The following is a 17,896-nucleotide window of genomic DNA, read 5'->3' on the forward strand; positions in this document are numbered from 1 at the left end:
CGATCGCGCCCGTGAGACTCGGATGCGAGGTTGTCGCTGACTGCGGCGACGCCCGGCACAGCAAGGGGTACGTCGTGAAACCAGCTCAGACCTCCGCCTTCTCGAAGCCCGCCCGCGGCAAGCCGGCCGGCAAACCCGGCACCGACGGGCCCCTCACCGACACGATCCTGAACCTCGGCCGGTTCCTCCGCCGGGGTGAGACCTCGCCCGACCTGCGCTCCCTGTTCCTGGAGGGCGGCCGCGACGCCGACAGCTTCTACCGAGACCGCTGGACCCACGACAAGGAGGTACGGTCCACCCACGGGGTGAACTGCACCGGCTCCTGCTCCTGGAAGGTGTACGTCAAAGACGGCATCATCACCTGGGAGACCCAGCAGACCGACTACCCGAGTGTTGGCCCCGACTCTCCGGAGTACGAGCCGAGGGGATGCCCGCGCGGCGCGGCCTTCAGCTGGTACACCTACTCGCCGACCCGGGTGAAGTACCCCTATGTGCGCGGTGTGCTGCTCGACCTCTACCGGGCCGCCAAGGCGAAGACCGGCGACCCCGTGCTCGCCTGGGGCGAGGTCACCGGAAACCCGGAGAGCGCCCGCGCCTACAAGAGCGCCCGCGGCAAGGGCGGCCTGGTCCGGGCGAGCTGGGACGAGGCGGCCGAGATCGTCGCCGCCGCCCACGTGCACACCATCAAGGAGTACGGCCCTGACCGGATCGCCGGCTTCTCGCCCATCCCGGCGATGTCGATCGTGTCGCAGGGGGTGGGCAACCGGTTCATCTCGATGCTCGGCGGCACCATGCTCTCCTTCTACGACTGGTACGCCGACCTGCCTGTCGCCAGCCCGCAGGTGTTTGGCGACCAGACCGACGTTCCGGAATCCGCCGACTGGTGGAACTCGTCCTACCTGATCATGTGGGGCTCCAATGTGCCGGTCACCCGCACCCCCGACGCCCACTTCATGGTCGAGGCCCGCTACCGCGGCCAGAAGGTCATCACCGTCTCGCCCGACTACGCCGACAATTCCAAGTTCGCCGACGAGTGGCTCGCGGTGCACCCCGGCACCGACGGCGCGCTCGCCCTCGCGATGGGCCACGTCGTGCTCACCGAGTTCCTCGTCGACCGGCGCACGCCCCGCTTCGTCGACTACCTGAAGCGCTACAGCGACTCCGCCTACCTGATCAGCCTCACCCCGCGCGGCGACGCATACGTGCCCGGCAAGTTCATGACCGCGGATGCCCTGCCCGCCACCGCATCGACCGTCGCCAGCGCCGCGTTCAAGCCCGTGCTGCTCGACCAGGCCGGCCAGGTGGTCGTGCCGAACGGGTCGATCGGACACCGCTTCTCCGAAACCGACGTCGGCAAGTGGAACCTCGACCTGGAGGGCGTGGACCCGCTCCTGTCCATCGCCGACGCGCCGGACTACGACCAGGCCTCCGTCGCCATCGACCTGCCCCGGTTCGATCTGGCGCCGGGCACCGACGAGGTCGGTGAGCAGCACGCGGGAGGAGCGGGCGTCATCCGTCGCGGCGTCCCGGTGCGGATGGTGGCCGGCCAGCTGGTCACCACCGTGTTCGACCTGCTCCTGGCCCAGTACGGCGTCGGCCGGCCCGGCCTGCCGGGGGAGTGGCCGACCGGTTACGACGACGCGTCCTCGCCGGGCACCCCGGCCTGGCAGGAGGGCATCACCTCGGTGCCGATGCAGGCCGCCGAACGGATCGGCCGGGAATTCGCCCAGAACGCCGAGGACTCCGGCGGGCGTTCGATGATCCTGATGGGCGCGGGCACCAACCACTGGTTCCACTCCGACACCATCTACCGGGCCTTCCTCGCCCTCACCACGATGACCGGCTGCCAGGGTGTGAACGGCGGCGGCTGGGCCCATTACGTCGGCCAGGAGAAGGTGCGCCCGCTCACCGGCTACGGGCAGTACGCGTTCGGCCTGGACTGGGTGCGGCCGCCCCGCCAGATGATCGGCACCGGCTTCTTCTACCTGGCCACCGACCAGTGGCGCTACGACGGTCTCTCCGCCGACACCCTCGCCAGCCCGCTCGGCGCGGGCACCTTCGCCGGTCGCACGACGGCCGACTGCCTGGTCGAATCGACCAAGCGCGGCTGGATGCCCGGCTACCCCACCTTCAACCGCAACTCGCTCGACCTCGTCGACGAGGCGGAGAGGGCCGGCGTCGACCCTGCCCAGTACGTGGTCGAGTCGCTCGGCGACGGCAGCCTGGCCTACTCGGTCGAAGATCCGGACGCCCCGGAGAACTTCCCGCGGGTGCTCGTCGTGTGGCGCGCGAACGTGATCGGCTCCTCCGGCAAGGGCAATGAATACTTCCTCAAGCACCTGCTCGGCACGGACAGTGCGGTGCGGGCGCCGGAGTCGCCGCCCGAGAAGCGGCCGAAGACGATGAAGTGGCACGAGACCGCGCCCGAGGGCAAACTCGACCTGATGGTCACCAGCGACTTCCGGATGACGTCGACCACCATCTTCAGCGACGTCGTGCTGCCGCCGGCCACCTGGTACGAGAAGAACGACCTCTCGACGACGGACATGCATCCGTTCATCCACTCATTCAACCCGGCCATCACGCCGCCGTGGCAGGCGAAGACCGACTTCGACATCTTCCACATCCTCGCGCAGAAGATCTCCGAATACTCGGTCGAGCACCTCGGCGTGCGGAAGGACATCGTGGCGGTGCCGCTGCTGCACGACACCCCCGACGCGATGGCCACCCCGCACGGCACCGTCGAATACGACCAGCCGCTCATCCCCGGCATCACGATGCCGAAGCTCGTCGTGGTCGAGCGCGACTACCCGGCCTTCTTCGACCGGCTCGGCGCTCTCGGCCCGCTGACCGAGAAGCTCGGCATGGTCACCAAGGGCGTCAAGTTCAACCCCGACGTGGAGGTGGAGTACCTGGGCCGGAAGAACGGCCTCGTCGAAGGCGGCCCGACCGCGGGGCGGCCCCAGCTGAAGACCGCGATCCAGGCCTGCGAGATGGTGCTCGCCCTCTCCGGCACGACCAACGGCCGGCTTGGAACCCAGGGCTTCCGCCGGCTGGAGGAGCGCACCGGGATGAAGCTGGCGCACCTGGCCAGCGACAACGAGGGCCGCCGCTTCTCCTATCCGGATGTGCAGGGCGCGCCGGTCCCGGTGCTCACCTCCCCGGAGTGGTCGGGCAGCGAGCACGGCGGCCGCCGCTACAGCGCCTTCACGATCAACGTGGAACACCTCAAGCCCTGGCACACCCTCACCGGGCGGCAACACTTCTACCTCGACCACGACTGGATGATCGAATTGGGCGAGCAGCTGCCGATCTTCCGGCCGCCGCTGGACATGCACCGCCTGTTCGACGACTCGATCGTCGGCTCAACCGCCGCGACGGGCGCCGCCGGCTCGAAGGGCCGCGCCGAGGTCGCCGTGCGCTACCTCACCCCGCACTCGAAGTGGTCGATCCACTCCGAGTACCAGGACAACCTGATGATGCTCTCGCTCTCCCGCGGCGGCCCCACCATCTGGATGTCCCCGCTCGACGCCGACAAGATCGGCGTGCGCGACAACGAGTGGATCGAGTCCTACAACCGCAACGGCGTCGTCGTCGCCCGGGCGATCGTCTCGCACCGGATGCCGGAGGGCACGGTGTACATGTACCACGCCAAGGACCGCACGATCAACGTGCCGATCGCCGAGACGAGCGGGATGCGCGGCGGCACGAACAACTCGCTCACCCGGATCCTGCTCAAGCCGAGCCACCTGATCGGCGGCTACGCCCAGCTGTCCTTCGCCTTCAACTACCTCGGCCCGACCGGGAACCAACGCGACGAGGTCACCGTGATCCGTCGACGCAGCCAGGAGGTTGAGTACTAAATGCGCGTAATGGCTCAAATGTCGATGATCATGAATCTCGACAAGTGCATCGGCTGCCACACCTGCTCGGTGACCTGCAAGCAGGTCTGGACCAACCGCACCGGCGTCGAATACGTCTGGTTCAACAACGTGGAGACCAAGCCGGGCGTCGGCTACCCGCGTCGCTACGAGGACCAGGAGAAGTGGAAGGGCGGCTGGATCCGCAACAAGCGCGGCCGGCTGAAGCTGCGCTCCGGCGGCCGGTTGAAGCGCCTGGCCACCATCTTCAACAACCCGGACCTGCCCGTGATCGACGACTACTACGAGCCGTGGACCTACGACTACGACATGCTCACCAAGGCGCCGCTCAGCACCCAGAGCCCCGTGGCGCGCCCCAAGTCGCTGCTCACCGGCAAGAACATGGACATCAAATGGTCGGGCAACTGGGACGACAACCTGGGTGGCTCGCAGGAGACCGCGGCCGAAGACCCCATCCTCGCCACCATGAGCGAGCACGTGAAGATGGAGTTCGAGAACACCTTCATGTTCTACCTGCCGCGCATCTGCGAGCACTGCCTGAACCCCGCCTGCGTCGCGGCGTGCCCCTCCGGGGCCATGTACAAGCGCGAGGAAGACGGCATCGTGCTCGTCGACGAGGACGGCTGCCGCGGCTGGCGGATGTGCGTCTCCGCCTGCCCGTACAAGAAGGTCTACTTCAACCACAAGACCGGCAAGGCGGAGAAGTGCACGCTCTGCTACCCGCTGATCGAGCAGGGCAAACCCACGATCTGCTCCGAAACCTGCGTCGGCCGGCTGCGTTACCTCGGCCTGATGCTCTACGACGCCGACGCCGTGCTCGCCGCCGCCAGCATCGAGAACGACCAGGACCTGCTCGAGGCTCAGCGCGGAGTGTTCCTCGATCCGTTCGACCCGGAGGTCATCGCAGCGGCGAAGGCCGAGGGGATGGAGGACGACTGGATCCTCGCAGCCCAGAACAGCCCCATCTACAAGCTCATCTCCGAGTACAAGGTGGCCCTGCCGCTGCATCCGGAATACCGCACCATGCCCATGGTCTGGTACATCCCGCCGCTGTCCCCGGTGGTCGACGTGATCTCGACCACGAACAACGATGGGGAGGATGCGCGCACCCTCTTCGCCGCGATCGACAAGCTCCGGATTCCGGTCGAGTACCTGGCCGGCCTGTTCTCCGCCGGCGACGTCGTGCCCGTCGAGTCCTCGCTGCGCAAGCTCGCCGCGATGCGCTCGTACATGCGCGACATCAACCTGGGTCGTGACCGGGACGAGTCGATCCCGGAGGCGGTCGGCATGACCGGCACCGAGATCGAGGCGATGTACCGTCTGCTGGCCATCGCCAAGTACGAGGACCGTTACGTCATCCCCAAGGCGCACGTCGAAACGGCGCGGGAACTGGAAGAACTCGCCTGCTCGCTCGACACCGACGGCGGCCCCGGCATGGGCGGTCCCACCGCCGCCACGGCCGCGGGACCGTACGGGAAGACCCCCGGCATGCCCCTGAACGGGACCGTGGACAACTACAACGAGATGGTGGGAAAGGGCGGCGAACGCACGAAACCGACAACCCCCGGCCGGGTCAACCTGCTCAACTGGACCGGTGGCGGCGTGCCCGACGGCATGTTCCCGCCGATCGTTCCGCCCGCCGGGGCCGCCGGGAGCCCCGCATGAGACTCCCGAAACTCCCGGGGCGCACGGTGGCGGCGATCGGGCTGTCCGCGGAGGACGGCCGGATGGCGCACATGGCCGCATCCATCCTGCTCGACTACCCGACCGTGTCGCGCCGCGCGCGGTTCGCGGCCGTCGCCGACTCGGTGACGCTGTTGCCCGACCCGCTCCGGCACGCCTTCGAGGCCTTCCTGTTTGCGACGGATGCGATGGGCCAGCAGGAACTGGAAATCCACTTCACGGCCACCTTCGACCTCAAGCGCAAATGCTGCCCCTACCTCAGCTACTACGCCGCCGGCGACACCCGGCGCCGGGGGATGGCGCTCGTTCGGTTCATCGAGGCCTACCGCGCGGCCGGCTGGGAGGTCGCGGCGGACGAACTGCCCGACTACCTGCCGATGGTGCTGGAGTTCTCCGCGCGCAGCGACTCGCCGATCGCGCAGGAGCTGCTCGCCGCGCACCGGGACGGGATCGAGGTGCTCCGCTCGGCACTCGAGGCTGCAGCAAGCCCGTACGCCCACGTGGTGGAGGCGGTGTCCCTGTCGCTCCCGCTGATCGACGAGGAAACCCGCCAGCGCTACCTCACCCTCGTCAACGAGGGCCCGCCGACCGAGACGGTCGGCATGACCTTCCTCGGCAATCTCAAACCGTTCTCGCCGTCCGGCGCCTCCAGTGAGGAACTCAGGGTATGAATCCGATCGACTTCCTGCTCTGGGTGGCGTTCCCGTATGCGGCCATGGCGGTCTTCGTCGTCGGCCACATCTTCCGCTACCGGCACGACCAGTTCGGCTGGACGTCCCGGTCGAGCCAGACCTACGAGAACCGGCTGCTCCGCTGGGGATCGCCGATGTTCCACTACGGCATCCTGATGGTGCTCGGCGGACACGTCGTCGGCCTGCTCGTGCCGAAGGAATGGCTGGAGTTCGTCGGCGTCACCGAGCAGATCTACCACCTCGGCGCCACCTGGCTGGGCAGTGTGGCGGCGGCGCTGACCCTGGCCGGCCTGGCCATCCTGATCTACCGCCGCCGGCTGAACTCACGGGTGCTGCTGGCCACCACGGTGATGGACAAGATCATGTACCTGCTGCTCGGGGCCACGCTTCTGTTCGGCACGACCGCGACCGTGCTCTTCCAGGTGCTGGGCGCCGGCTACGACTACCGGGGGACGATCTCGCCGTGGGTGCGCGGGCTGCTCTCCGCACAGCCGGATCCCTCACTGATGAGTGACGTGCCGTTCTTCTTCCAGTTGCACGTGCTGAGCGCGACTCTGCTGTTCATGCTGTGGCCGTTCACCCGGCTAGTGCACGTGTTCTCCGCTCCGCTGGCGTACTTCGTGCGGCCCTACATCGTCTACCGGTCGCGCGATCAGCACCGCGGCTCGGGCTCCCGCAGGCCGCGCCGCGGCTGGGAGAAGAGCGAACTGCCGGGCACCGGGCGGGAGCGCCAGGGCACCCGCCGGTAACCGGCCTTGCACCGGTGCGGGGCCGGCCGGGAGCCTCCCGTTGCCCGGTCGGTCACGCTTAGCGGAGGCTGTCCTTCATGGACCGCGGGGGCGAGGCTGCCTAGCATGAGTGTCGTGGGCGGCGCCGGACGGCGTCAGCCCGGACCTTCCAAGGAGTCTCAATGCTGGACACATTTTTCGGCCTGCCGACGCATCCGCTGATCGTGCACGCGACCGAGGTCGTCGTCCCCACCGCCGCCGTCGTGATCGTCCTCGCGGCGCTGTGGCCGCGGTTCCGCCGGTGGGCCGGGTTCCTGCCGCTCGGCCTGGCGCTGGCGGCCGTCGTGCTCGTTCCGCTGTCCACCGAGTCGGGCCAGAGCCTCGAGGAGCGGGTGGCGGAAACACGGCTGGTGGAGACCCACGCCGATCTCGCCGAGGGTCTGCTGCCCTGGGTGATCGGCCTCGTCGTGGTCGCCGCGGTGCTGCTCTGGTGGAACTACCAGGAACGCAAGGAGAGTCGTTCGCCCCGCTGGATCGCGGTTGCCCTGATCGCGGCAGCCCTGCTCGCCTCCACCGGAACCACGATCCAGGCCATCCGAATCGGTCACAGCGGCGCCGCCGCCGTCTGGTCGGACAGCGTCGCACCCGGCTCCGGCGACAAGGGCTGACCTTTCGCGCACACCCAGGACCGCGCAGCCGCCCGGCATCCGTCGTTCACTCGGTGGCTAACTCAGGAAATACGGTCGGGATCGGATGCGCATGCCCGGGTTTCCGGGGTGGCCGGGGCTGCAGCCGGCGGATCTCCTGAGTTAGCCACGAGGACAGCACCCGTTGGCGGCGTGGTGCCGGCCGGGCGGGCGGGACGGCCGGGTCAGCCGGGGAACGGCGCCCCCGGGCGGGCGTAGTAGTGCCAGGCGAGCCAGGTGCAGAACACGCTGAACACGGTCACGGCGATGAAGAAGGCGGTGGGGCTGATCATGGTGAGCGAGATGCCCACGATGAAGGGACCGAAGGCCGCGATCGCGGAGGTCCAGGCGATGGCGCCGCCGGCCTGACGCTTGGGGAAGATCATCGGCATCTGCTTGAAGGTGCCGGCGTTCGCCAGGCCCGCGAAGAAGAAGATGGTGATCATTCCGGCGAGGAAGCCCCAGAACTGGTCGACGCTCGTCGGGTTCAGGAAGAAGGCCGTGACCGCCGTTCCGACGACCATGCCGGCCCCGCCGACGAAGGTGAAGATGGCGCCGCCCCATTTGTCGCAGAGCGGGCCGCTGGCGGCACGGACGAGGGCGCCGACGATCGGGCCGATGAACGCGAACGCGAGGGGGTTCGGGGCGTTCGGGAAGTCACCGTAGACGTTGAGGATGATCAGGCCCATCTGGGCGGCAAGCCCACTGTAGGCGCCGAAGCTCATCAGGTAGATGGCCGTCATGATCCAGGTGTGCTTGATCTTGAAGATGTCCATCTGTTCACGGAAGTTGGCCGTGACGGGAACCCGACGCAGGAAGACCGCAGCCAGGACGACTGCGAGCAGCGCCCAGGGGATGAGCACCAGGCCGCCGTTGTGCAGCCAGACCAGGTCGCCGTCCGCGCTGCTCTGCGGAGTGAGTGCGGCGGTGCCGAGCAGTCCGAAGCCGACCACCCACGGCAGAATCAGCTGCATGAGTCCGATCCCGAAGTTTCCGAGACCGGCCTGCAGGCCGAGCGCGGTGCCGGCGAGGCGCTTGGGGAAGAAGTAGCTTGTGGACGCCATGAATCCAGAGAAGGTGCCACCGCCGATCCCGGCGGCGAACGCCAGGGCGAGCAGCACCCAGTAGGGCGTCGTGGTGTCGCGGGCGGCGAGGGTCCAGCCGAGCATGGGCAGCACGAGCAGCGCCGACGACATGGCCACGAGCGCGCGAGTGCCCATGATCGGCGGGAGGAACATGAATACCAGGCGCAGGAGCCCGCCAGCCAGTCCGGGGATGGCGACAAGCCAGTACAGCTGCCCCGGGGCGAGCGTGTAGCCGATGTCATTGAGGCGAGGTGCGATCGCGCTGACCAGGTACCAGGTGGCGAAGCTCAGGGTGAGGCTGAAGGTGGTGATCCAGAGGGTGCGCCAGGCGAGCCGGGAATCCCAGGTTTCTTCATGCTCCGGATCCCAGTTGGACAGGTCCGGGTTGAGCTTCGAGGCGACGAGTGCGGAAGAGGCGGCTGACATGTGCTTCCTTGGCCTGGGTGTGCGGTCGGGCGCCTGTGCGGCCCGCGTCCTACCACCCTGACCGTGCACGCGGCTCGTGACAACGAGGGAACACCGTGAAAAATCGGCACTTCGCGCTCGGCCCGACTGGCGGCCGCCGCCCGAGCGTCAGCCGCCGGCGAAGGGCGGAAGCACGTCGACGGTATCGGTCGCAGAGAGGGTGACCGCGTCATCCGTCGCCCGGGTCCCGTTGACCAGGAGTGAGCAGAGTCCGAGGATGCGGGTGAACTCGGCCCCGAACTGCGTGCCGAGCAGGTTGCGCAGTTCGCCGATCGTGCCGGCGTCGATCGCGGCTCCGTCGCTGGCGGCGGCCTCGGCGGCGCCGGCGAAGAACCGCACGGTGGCCATCAGCGACCGTCCTGAGGGTGGTCTTCGCCCCAGGCCAGGGCCAGCCCGCTCGCCAGGGCGGCGGCGCGTTCGATGTCCGCGGCGGTGCCGCCGTTCCGGGCCGCGGCGAGCCCGACCAGGAAGGTGCTCAACGGTGCCGCCGGCCGGGCCACACCGTGGGCCACATCGCGGGCCAGGTCGAGCAGCAGGCCGACGGGAATGTCGGCCGGGTCGAGGTCGAGGGCGGCGGCGAGAGCGGCCAGCCAGTCGTCGAGGGCTTCCGGCGGAAGCGGTGCCTGCGTGCTCATGGGATGAAACTCCTCGATGGATTGCTCCGCGGTGGATTGCTCCGCGGTGGGTTGCTCCGCGACGGGTTCAGGAGCGCGGTGCTCTCCCGAACATCCTGCCACGTGTCCACGTCACGCCCGGCCTGACCTGGGTCACGGATGCCGCGCAGCGAGAACCCGGAGAGCAACTGTCGCACGCTCGCGCCCCGCGCTTCGCTCCCGAGCCGTCGCACGCTCTGCCGGAGCGCCTCGGCACGGTAGATCCCGGCGAGCCACTGTTCCCGGCCGTCCGCGTCGACGAGGTGGAACCCGTCGGGTTGCGGCGAACCGGGCGCCTTGTCGGCGACCGCCGCGACCAGCAGCCGAGCGGCATCCGTCGCCCAGGGCAGGTCGCATGCGAGCACGAGCAGCCAGGGGCTGCCGGTCGGGCCCGGATTCCCCTCGGCGGTCTGGTCGGGCGTGGGCTGGTCGGGCGCGGCCTGGTCGGGCGTTGTCTGGTCGGGCGCGGCTTGGTCGGGCGTGGCCTGGTTCAGCGCGGCCAGGTCGAGCGCGGCGAGCCCGGCGACGATGCCGGCGACCGGCCCGCCGAACGGCGGATCCTCAAGCGCCCAGATCAGTGGCACCGGCTGCGGGCCCGCAGCGTCGCGCGCGGCATCCGGCCCGACGACGACGACGCGGCGGGCGAGCGCGCGGGCGTCCAGCACCCGGGCGAGCAGGCTGCGGCCGGCCACCTCGACGGCCGGCTTGAACGTGCCGCCGAGCCGGCTGCCGCGGCCGCCGGCGAGCACGATCAGGTCGACGGCCGGCGCGGCGTTCTCTGGCTGCGGGGCGGGGTTCGGCACGGTCAGCCGTTGCTGCGGTGCCAGTCGCCCGACTTGCCGCCGGTCTTGGTGATCAGGCGCACGTTCTCGATCAGCACCGACTTGTCCAGGCCCTTGACCATGTCGACGACGGCCAGCGCGGCGATGGAGACCGCGGTCAGCGCCTCCATCTCCACGCCGGTGCGGTCGGCGGTGCGCACGGTGGCGATCACCCGCACTCCCTCGTCCTCGATCGCGAGATCGACGGCGGCGCCGTGCACGCCGATGACGTGGGCGAGGGGGAGCAGGTCGGCGCACTTCTTGGCGCCCTGGATGCCGGCGATCCGGGCCACCGCGAGCACGTCACCCTTCGGGGTGCTGCCGTCGCGGAGCGCGGCGACCACCTTCGGGCCGCAGCGCACGAACCCGGCCGCGGTGGCGCTGCGCACGGTGGGCTGCTTGTCGGTGACGTCCACCATCCGGGCCTGGCCGGCCGAGTCGAGGTGGGTGAAGGGCTGCGGGGTCACGGGAGTTGTGGGCACAGCAACAGCATGACAGTCAGGAGGTCACCCTCGTCAATCCGGGTCACGTCCTCCGGAACGAGGGCGAGCCCGGTGGCCTGGCCGAGACCGGCCACCAGGTGGGAGCCGGAGCCCCCGGCCGCCGCCGGGCGAACCCGGGAGTCCGGGCCCGTGCGCTCGACGGTCACCGGCATGTACTGCGCGCGCCCCGGCGGCGAGTTCCAGCCGGTGGCGGCGGAGGCGGTGATCGTCGGCCGGTGCAATTCGGTGTGGCCGGCCAGCCGGCGCAGGGCCGGCCGCACGAACACCTCGAACGACACGTAGGCGCTGACCGGGTTGCCGGGGAGCGCGAAGATGACCGGTCCGGGGGCTCCGTCGTCGCCGGCCGGCCAGCGGCCGAATCCCTGCGGCTTGCCCGGCTGCATCCTGACCGGGCCGAACGTCATGCTGGGCAGCGGAGCGAGCACGGCCTTGACCACGTCGTAGGCTCCCACGCTGACCCCGCCGGAGAGCACGATGGCATCGACGGTGTCGGCGAGGGTGGCCAGCAGGTCACGGAGGGTGTTCTCGTCGTCGGGCACCGCCCCGATCCGGATCGGCACAGCACCGGCCTCGGCCACGGCGGCGGCGAGGAGGTAGGAGTTCGAGTCGGGGATCTGGCCGCGCCTGGGCACATCGCCCGGGGTGACCAGCTCGCTGCCGGTCGAGATCACGGCGACCCGCGGGGCCGGATGCGCGAGCAGCGAGGATCGCCCGGCGCTGGCGGCGGCGGCGATCCGGGTCGGCCAGAGCACCGATCCGGCGGTGAGCACGGTGTCGCCCGCCTGGGCGTCCTCACCGGTGCGACGGATGTGCGCGGCCGGCTCGGGCGCGCGCAGCACGGTGGCGAAGTAGAGACCGCCCCGGTCGGTGTCCTCGATCGGCACCACGGCGTCAGCGCCGTCGGGCAGCGGCGCGCCGGTCATGATCCGGGCGGCCTGGCCCGGTTCCAGGGCCGGGTTCTCGCTCGTGCCGGCGGCGAGGTCGGCGATCACCTGCAGGGTGACCGGGTTGTCCTCTGAGGCGTCCAGCAGGTCGTCCCGGCGCACGGCGTACCCGTCCATGGCCGAATTGTCGAACGGGGGCGTTGCGGTCGCACTCCGGATGTCCTCGGCCAGCACCAGCCCGCGCGCCGCGTCGAGCGAGGCCAACTCCGGTGCCAGCGGGGTGGCCACCGCGAGAACGGCGGCCAGGTGCACGGCCACGGTCTCGGCGTCGACCGGGGCGGCGCAGGCATCCGCCGCGTGGCGGTCATCGTGCCCGTGCGCCTTCCGGTGACCGTGCGCTCTACCGTTGCCGTGTATCGTCCCGTTGTCGGGCACCGGTCAGCTCCCGGCCGGGCGGGCGTCGGCCGCGGCCCACTTGCTGCCCTCGCCGGGCGCGTCGCCGGCGGCCACCGCGGCGTCCCAGGCGACGATCCCGCCGGAGAGCAGGGACAGCCCGGTGAAACCGGCCCGGTGCAGGGCGAGCGCCGCGGCCTCGGCGCGCGAGCCCTGGTGGCAGTGCAGCACGAGTGGCACGTCCGTCGGCAGGGTCGTGCGGCCTTCCGCGGTGAGGAGACGCCCCAGGGGCAGCAGCACGGCGCCGGGCACCGCGCTCTCGGCGTGCTCGTCGGGTTCCCGCACGTCGACGACGAGGAACGGGGCGCCGCCCGCGTCCCGCCCGGCCAGGCGGGCGGCGAGCTCGGTCGCGGTGAGCAGCGGCCAGTCCGGGACCGGCTCCGGGCCGGCCGGGGCCGGCCTGGGGTCGGCTGCTGCGACGCCGGTGCCGATCAGCGGAACCTCACTGAAACGCCCCGAGAGGGCGTCGATCACGAGGATGCGCCCGATCAGAGGGGTGCCGATCCCGGCGATGAGTTTGATCGCCTCGGTGGCCATCAGCGAGCCGACCTGGCCGCAGAGGGCGCCGAGCACTCCGGCCTCGGCGCAGTTGGGCACCTCGCCGTCGGCGGGAGGGTTGGGGAACAGGTCGCGCAGGTGCACCCCGACCAGGCCGCTGCCCTTCGGGGGTGTGGCCCAGAACACCGACAACTGGGCGTCGAAGCGCAGCACGGACGCCCAGACCAGCGGCAGTCCGAGCGCGGCGCAGACGTCGTTGACCAGGAACCGGGTCGGGAAGTTGTCGGTGCCGTCGATGACCACGTCGTAGCCGCCGATGATCGCCTCCGCGTTGTCCGCGGTGAGCCGTTCGGCGTGCTGCACCACGGTCGCCTCCGCCGCGATCGCCGCGATCGACTCCGCCGCGCTGACCACCTTCGGCCGGCCGACGTCCTGCGTTCCGTGCACGATCTGCCGCTGCAGGTTGCTGGGCTCCACGTCGTCGCTGTCGACGATGCCGATGGTGCCGACCCCCGCGGCGGCCAGGTAGACCAGGGCGGGGGAGCCGAGACCCCCGGCGCCGAGCACGAGCACCCTCGCGTTGGCCAGGCGGCGCTGGCCGAGGTCGTTCAACTGGGGGAGGCGGCGTTGACGGGCGGTGCGCGCGGACTCGGCGGTGCTGAGTTCTGCGACCGGCTCGACGAGGGGAGTGAGGGCCATGGAGACCACGCTAGGCGCACTTCGGGGTGCGCACACGCAGACCCGAACTGCGGTCAGCTGGTTCCCAGCCCGCTCTCGGGTGCTGAGGGGTCCCGAATCGACCGTCCCTGGGCTCGCGAAGTTCGATTTCGGACCCCTCAAGGCTGGTAGGTGGCGCGGCCGGCCGCCGCCGGCATCCGTCGAACCGGGAGATCGCGCCCGTGAAGGGTCAGGATGTGTGCAGTCGAGCGGGAAGTCGGGGGAAGTGATCCTGCACGGCTCGGTCCTGGCTGTCGCCGCGACCGTTCAAGCCTGGGCGGCGTCGAAGGGTCAGAGCGCGGCGGATGTCGTCGCTCAGGCTCTCGGTCAGGGTGTCGTGAGCGCTCGTTACGACCGGTAAGCGTCACGGCGATGTGCGATGGCGACGATGTCGATGACGAGAAGTCGGTCGAGCACGCGATAGACGATGCGATACTCGCCACGACGGGCGGAGTACAACGGGAAGAGTGGTTCTTTGAGCTGCTTTCCCACCCGTTTCGGGTCCGTGCGCAACGCCCCCATGATGAATTCGAAAGCCGCTACAGCAACGTTTTCCGGCAGCGTGTCGGTGAGCGCACGTCGGGCGGATGCGGAGAACGTAACTTCGAAGGTGACGGTCACCGAGCCATCCGGCCGGCGGTGCGAAGCGCGGCTCGAACGTCGTCGGCGGTGGCCGTGTCGCCGACTGCGATCTCGTGAAGACCTTGATTCACGGCCGCGACGGTTTCGGCGTCACCGAGAATGGCCAGCGTCTCCAGGAGTGCGTCGTAGTCATCCGCGCCGAGGATGACCGCCGCGCGGCTGCCGTTGCGGGTGACTTCGAATCGCTCGTGGGTGGTGCTGGCCGATTCGACAAGCTTGGAAAAGTTTGCGCGAGCCTGAGCTATCGACAGCGTGGTCATGTACATAATTGTAGTGCGTTCCACGCTCAGCCAATCAGGTAGACGAGGCCACGGCCGTCACCCGCCAGGCGGGCCGTGAAGTTTTGGGCTGCGGCGAGATAGTGCGCCACGTAGCGATGCTCGGTGTCCGGTTGGTTCCGAACCGGGTAACCCGCCAGCAGGCGCACGACGTCTGCGTCGTTGACTGTGGCCAGGTCCGACGCGACGTCCTTGACCTGGTCGGGGCTGAGGGCGCGCTCGTAGGGTATCCACCCGGTCTCGACGTGAGTGACCTGCCCTTCGACCAATTGGTACGCGGCGCGGGCCGGTTGGACGGACCATGGGCCGAGCAACGCCTGAAGCTCCTGCCAGCACTTATCGAGATAGAGCATCTCCGGTCTGGACGAATCGGGACCCCACGCATCCATCAGCGGATCGGCGCCATGAAAGGGGCACGGGTCCGCAACGGCACGGAGGTAGTCCTCGGCGGGGATCGGATAGGCGTAGTAGCGAATTCCCATTCCTCCAGAGTCGAGCATCGGGGCTGAACGGTGCGGCTCGCGTGACAGGTCGTGCAGTCGGCGCCGTTTGGTCGGGCTGGTGAGGAGTGGCCGGTGGTCGAGTCCCGGCTACCGCACGATCGACCACCGGCGGGTTCGTACCTGGATGCCTCGGCCGTGCGGCCTTCCCTTCCCGGGCTGGGAGATTAGGGTGGTGAAATGACCGGCGCCGAAGTACAGGAACCCGTCCCCAGGTTCTATCGCTCCCTGGCGGACCTCCCCGAGGTGACCACCCCGCCGACCGGCCTGGTCACCGACACGATGAACCGGCCGCTGCACGACCTGCGCATCTCCGTCACCGACCGCTGCAACTTCCGTTGCGTCTACTGCATGCCGAAGGAGGTCTTCGGCAAGGACTTCGCCTTCATGGAACGCGACGAGCTGCTCTCCTTCGAGGAGATGACCCGGCTGGCCAGGATCAGTGTCGCCCACGGGGTGGAGAAGATCCGCCTCACCGGCGGTGAGCCGCTGCTCCGCAAGGGCCTCGAGGAACTCGTCGCCATGCTCGCCGCCCTCCGCACCCCCGACGGCCGGCCCATCGACATCGCGCTGACCACGAACGGCTCGGCGCTCGCCGTGAAGGCGCAGGCGCTGAAGGATGCCGGGCTCACCCGGGTCACCGTGTCGCTCGATTCGCTCGACGACGCCACCTTCCGAGCGATGAACGACGTGAACTTCCCGGTCGCGAAGATCCTGCACGGGATCGACGTCGCCCACGAGGCCGGGCTCGGCCCGATCAAGATCAACATGGTGGTCAAGCGCGGCCAGAACGAGCACGACATCGTGGCCATGGCCCGGCACTTCCAGGGCACGCCGTACATCCTCCGGTTCATCGAGTTCATGGACGTGGGCTCGAGCAACGGGTGGGAGATGGGCGCCGTGGTGCCCTCCCGCGAGGTGATCGACCTGATCAACGCCGAGCTGCCCCTGGACGAGGTGGCCCCGAACTACGACGGCGAGACCTCGAGACGCTGGCGGTACCGCGACGGGAGCGGCGAGATCGGCGTGATCTCCAGCGTCACCCAGTCGTTCTGCCAGTCCTGTTCCCGGGCGAGGGTCTCCACCGACGGCAAGCTGTTCACCTGCCTGTTCGCGACCGAGGGCCACGACCTGCGCGCCCTGATGCGCGGCGGCTGCACCGACGAACAGCTCGCCACCGTGATGGCGCAGATCTGGCGGGAACGCACCGACCGGTACTCGCAGCTGCGCAGCGCGAAGACGATCCAGCTTCGGGCCGCCGGCAAGAAGAAGATCGAGATGTCCTACATCGGTGGCTAGGAATCGACCGGCAGCACGACGAAGAAGGGGCAACGGCTCATGAGCAGAATCACCGCGCGACGCAAGGTCGTCCGCCTGACCGTCGGACACCCGCCCACCACCCGCGAAGACGTGCTCGCCGTCGAGGAGCCGCTGGAGATCCGGGTGAACGGCCGTTCCCTGGCCGTGACCATGCGCACCCCGGGCAACGACTACGACCTGGCGGCCGGCTTCCTCGTCTCGGAGGGTGTCATCACCAGGGGCGAGCACTTCGTCACCGCCCGGTACTGCGCCGGCGCCACCGACGAGGGCCTCAACACCTACAACGTGCTCGATGTCTCCCTCGCGCCCGGGGTCAGGCCCCCCGACCCGAGCCTGGAACGGTCGTTCCTCACCACCAGCTCCTGCGGCCTCTGCGGCAAGGCGAGCATCGACGCCGTGCGCACCAAATCCTCCTTCCCGGTAATGGATGACCCGGTGCGGGTCGACGCGGAACTGCTCACCTCGTTCCCCGACCGGTTGCGCACCCGGCAGACCGTGTTCGAGAAGACCGGCGGACTCCACGCCGCCGCGCTGTTCGACGGCGTCACCGGGGAGATGCTCGTGCTGCGCGAAGACGTCGGCCGGCACAACGCGGTGGACAAGGTGATCGGCTGGGCGCTGAAGGAGAACCTGCTCCCGTTGACCGGCACGGTGCTGATGGTGTCGAGCCGGGCCAGCTTCGAACTGGCCCAGAAGGCGATGATGGCCGGCATCCCGGTGCTCGCCGCCGTGTCGGCGCCGTCCTCTCTGGCGGTCGAATTCGCCGCCGAGGTGGGCATGACGCTCATCGGCTTCCTCCGCGGCAACTCGATGGTGATCTACGCCGGGGCCGAGCGGATCGTCGAGGGTGCCCGGGCCGAGGCTCAGCGCACGACGGTGTAACGTTCCTGGACCATGCCGCCGCCGATCGGCGCGACTCCCAGGGTCTCCAGCTGGACATCCGCCGGGAGCGCTCCGAACAACGAAATGCCCTCGCCCAGCAGCACGGGCACCCGGGTGATCACGAGGTCGTCGATGAGGCCCGCCGCGAGGCAGGACTGGATGACCCGGCCGCCGTCGATGTACACGCGGTCGGCACCCGCGGCGGTGAGGACGGCGATCGCCTCGGGGAGGCTGCGCACCACCGTGACGCGGTCGTCGAGCGTTGCGAGGGTGCTGCTGAGCACGATCACCTTCATCCGGGTGTACGGCCATGGATCGAATGCCGCCACGGTTTCATAGGTGCCGCGGCCCATCAGCAGGTGGTCGATCGTGGCCGTGAACTCGGTGTAGCCGCCGTCGCCGGTGGGTCCCGGCCGGTCGGTGAGCCAGTCGAGGCTTCCGTCCGGCCGGGCGATGTAGCCGTCGACGCTCGTCGCGATGAAGACGTGGCCGGTCCAGGGCCGTTGCTCGGTCATGGGCGACACC

Annotated in this window: 18 protein-coding genes; 7 read left to right on the top strand and 11 right to left on the bottom strand. The window is 69.5% G+C overall.

The features are described 5' to 3' along the window. The first annotated feature begins 74 nt into the window (after positions 1 to 74). From E3O32_RS12740 to E3O32_RS12760, 5 genes are all read left to right on the top strand, one after another. Positions 75 to 3,863 carry a nitrate reductase subunit alpha gene (locus tag E3O32_RS12740; RefSeq protein WP_134510082.1) on the top strand — a complete coding sequence of 1,263 codons (3,789 nt, stop codon included), beginning with the start codon at positions 75 to 77 and terminating at the stop codon, positions 3,861 to 3,863. Beyond that, complete coding sequence (narH, locus tag E3O32_RS12745; protein WP_134510084.1) at positions 3,864 to 5,546, top strand: nitrate reductase subunit beta; 1,683 nt, start codon at positions 3,864 to 3,866, stop codon at positions 5,544 to 5,546. Then, positions 5,543 to 6,235, top strand: a complete 693-nt coding sequence (gene narJ, locus E3O32_RS12750) for a nitrate reductase molybdenum cofactor assembly chaperone (RefSeq protein WP_134510086.1) — start codon at positions 5,543 to 5,545, stop codon at positions 6,233 to 6,235. The genes narH and narJ overlap by 4 nt, the downstream gene beginning before the upstream one ends. Beyond that, positions 6,232 to 7,005, top strand: coding sequence for a respiratory nitrate reductase subunit gamma (gene narI / locus E3O32_RS12755; RefSeq protein ID WP_134510088.1), 774 nt, complete (start codon positions 6,232 to 6,234; stop codon positions 7,003 to 7,005). The genes narJ and narI overlap by 4 nt, the downstream gene beginning before the upstream one ends. 161 nt (positions 7,006 to 7,166) lie before the next feature. Then, positions 7,167 to 7,652 carry a DUF2231 domain-containing protein gene (locus E3O32_RS12760; protein ID WP_134510090.1) on the top strand — a complete coding sequence of 162 codons (486 nt, stop codon included), beginning with the start codon at positions 7,167 to 7,169 and terminating at the stop codon, positions 7,650 to 7,652. 203 nt (positions 7,653 to 7,855) lie between these two features. Here the strand turns inward: E3O32_RS12760 and E3O32_RS12765 are convergent, their stop codons facing one another. The 10 genes from E3O32_RS12765 to E3O32_RS12810 form a co-directional block, all read right to left on the bottom strand. Further along, a complete protein-coding gene (locus tag E3O32_RS12765; protein ID WP_134510092.1) occupies positions 7,856 to 9,181 on the bottom strand; it encodes an MFS transporter in 1,326 nt (441 codons plus the stop codon). Positions 9,182 to 9,328: 147 nt separating this feature from the next. Continuing rightward, positions 9,329 to 9,568, bottom strand: a complete 240-nt coding sequence (locus E3O32_RS12770; protein ID WP_134510094.1) for a MoaD/ThiS family protein — start codon at positions 9,566 to 9,568, stop codon at positions 9,329 to 9,331. Further along, positions 9,568 to 9,855: a DUF6457 domain-containing protein gene (locus E3O32_RS12775; RefSeq protein WP_134510096.1), complete on the bottom strand. Its 288-nt coding sequence runs from the start codon at positions 9,853 to 9,855 to the stop codon at positions 9,568 to 9,570. Before E3O32_RS12775 ends, E3O32_RS12770 begins: the two co-directional genes overlap by 1 nt. Next, entirely contained in the window at positions 9,852 to 10,676 is an 825-nt protein-coding gene (gene mobA / locus E3O32_RS12780; RefSeq protein WP_166790849.1) for a molybdenum cofactor guanylyltransferase, read from the bottom strand. Before mobA ends, E3O32_RS12775 begins: the two co-directional genes overlap by 4 nt. 2 nt (positions 10,677 to 10,678) lie before the next feature. Beyond that, complete coding sequence (gene moaC, locus E3O32_RS12785) at positions 10,679 to 11,176, bottom strand: cyclic pyranopterin monophosphate synthase MoaC (protein ID WP_255455520.1); 498 nt, start codon at positions 11,174 to 11,176, stop codon at positions 10,679 to 10,681. Continuing rightward, positions 11,158 to 12,516, bottom strand: a complete 1,359-nt coding sequence (locus E3O32_RS12790; RefSeq protein ID WP_241974925.1) for a molybdopterin molybdotransferase MoeA — start codon at positions 12,514 to 12,516, stop codon at positions 11,158 to 11,160. Before E3O32_RS12790 ends, moaC begins: the two co-directional genes overlap by 19 nt. A 3-nt stretch (positions 12,517 to 12,519) precedes the next feature. Beyond that, positions 12,520 to 13,731 carry a ThiF family adenylyltransferase gene (locus E3O32_RS12795; RefSeq protein WP_134510100.1) on the bottom strand — a complete coding sequence of 404 codons (1,212 nt, stop codon included), beginning with the start codon at positions 13,729 to 13,731 and terminating at the stop codon, positions 12,520 to 12,522. Positions 13,732 to 14,097: 366 nt separating this feature from the next. Continuing rightward, complete coding sequence (locus E3O32_RS12800) at positions 14,098 to 14,370, bottom strand: type II toxin-antitoxin system RelE family toxin (protein ID WP_134510102.1); 273 nt, start codon at positions 14,368 to 14,370, stop codon at positions 14,098 to 14,100. Further along, positions 14,367 to 14,651 (bottom strand): type II toxin-antitoxin system Phd/YefM family antitoxin, encoded by a 285-nt coding sequence (locus E3O32_RS12805; RefSeq protein WP_198417570.1) that lies wholly within the window; start codon positions 14,649 to 14,651, stop codon positions 14,367 to 14,369. Before E3O32_RS12805 ends, E3O32_RS12800 begins: the two co-directional genes overlap by 4 nt. Before the next feature lie 26 nt (positions 14,652 to 14,677). Further along, positions 14,678 to 15,151, bottom strand: a complete 474-nt coding sequence (locus E3O32_RS12810; RefSeq protein WP_166790850.1) for a DUF1877 family protein — start codon at positions 15,149 to 15,151, stop codon at positions 14,678 to 14,680. 198 nt (positions 15,152 to 15,349) lie between these two features. Between E3O32_RS12810 and moaA the strand changes: the two genes are divergently transcribed. Together moaA and fdhD are read left to right on the top strand one after the other, a co-directional pair. After that, positions 15,350 to 16,468: a GTP 3',8-cyclase MoaA gene (gene moaA, locus E3O32_RS12815; protein WP_134510106.1), complete on the top strand. Its 1,119-nt coding sequence runs from the start codon at positions 15,350 to 15,352 to the stop codon at positions 16,466 to 16,468. 39 nt (positions 16,469 to 16,507) lie between these two features. Continuing rightward, positions 16,508 to 17,371, top strand: coding sequence for a formate dehydrogenase accessory sulfurtransferase FdhD (fdhD, locus tag E3O32_RS12820; RefSeq protein WP_134510108.1), 864 nt, complete (start codon positions 16,508 to 16,510; stop codon positions 17,369 to 17,371). On the opposite strand, the gene E3O32_RS12825 is transcribed toward fdhD, so the two are convergent. Further along, positions 17,353 to 17,886: a dihydrofolate reductase family protein gene (locus E3O32_RS12825; RefSeq protein ID WP_134510110.1), complete on the bottom strand. Its 534-nt coding sequence runs from the start codon at positions 17,884 to 17,886 to the stop codon at positions 17,353 to 17,355. The two genes, fdhD and E3O32_RS12825, sit on opposite strands and share 19 nt — an antisense overlap. Positions 17,887 to 17,896 lie beyond the last annotated feature (10 nt).

The organism is Cryobacterium mannosilyticum (assembly GCF_004402705.1).
Classification (GTDB): domain Bacteria; phylum Actinomycetota; class Actinomycetes; order Actinomycetales; family Microbacteriaceae; genus Cryobacterium; species Cryobacterium mannosilyticum.

Bases quoted from the DNA above. Each gene is read 5' to 3' on its own strand.
- narJ (WP_134510086.1), top strand. From the start codon at position 5,543: ATGAGACTCCCGAAACTCCCGGGGCGCACGGTGGCGGCGATCGGGCTG.
- E3O32_RS12825 (WP_134510110.1), bottom strand. From the start codon at position 17,886: ATGACCGAGCAACGGCCCTGGACCGGCCACGTCTTCATCGCGACGAGC.
- fdhD (WP_134510108.1), top strand. From the start codon at position 16,508: ATGAGCAGAATCACCGCGCGACGCAAGGTCGTCCGCCTGACCGTCGGA.
- E3O32_RS12810 (WP_166790850.1), bottom strand. From the start codon at position 15,151: ATGGGAATTCGCTACTACGCCTATCCGATCCCCGCCGAGGACTACCTC.
- E3O32_RS12795 (WP_134510100.1), bottom strand. From the start codon at position 13,731: ATGGCCCTCACTCCCCTCGTCGAGCCGGTCGCAGAACTCAGCACCGCC.
- moaA (WP_134510106.1), top strand. From the start codon at position 15,350: ATGACCGGCGCCGAAGTACAGGAACCCGTCCCCAGGTTCTATCGCTCC.
- E3O32_RS12775 (WP_134510096.1), bottom strand. From the start codon at position 9,855: ATGAGCACGCAGGCACCGCTTCCGCCGGAAGCCCTCGACGACTGGCTG.
- E3O32_RS12805 (WP_198417570.1), bottom strand. From the start codon at position 14,651: ATGACCACGCTGTCGATAGCTCAGGCTCGCGCAAACTTTTCCAAGCTT.
- narI (WP_134510088.1), top strand. From the start codon at position 6,232: ATGAATCCGATCGACTTCCTGCTCTGGGTGGCGTTCCCGTATGCGGCC.
- narH (WP_134510084.1), top strand. From the start codon at position 3,864: ATGCGCGTAATGGCTCAAATGTCGATGATCATGAATCTCGACAAGTGC.
- E3O32_RS12765 (WP_134510092.1), bottom strand. From the start codon at position 9,181: ATGTCAGCCGCCTCTTCCGCACTCGTCGCCTCGAAGCTCAACCCGGAC.
- E3O32_RS12770 (WP_134510094.1), bottom strand. From the start codon at position 9,568: ATGGCCACCGTGCGGTTCTTCGCCGGCGCCGCCGAGGCCGCCGCCAGC.
- E3O32_RS12760 (WP_134510090.1), top strand. From the start codon at position 7,167: ATGCTGGACACATTTTTCGGCCTGCCGACGCATCCGCTGATCGTGCAC.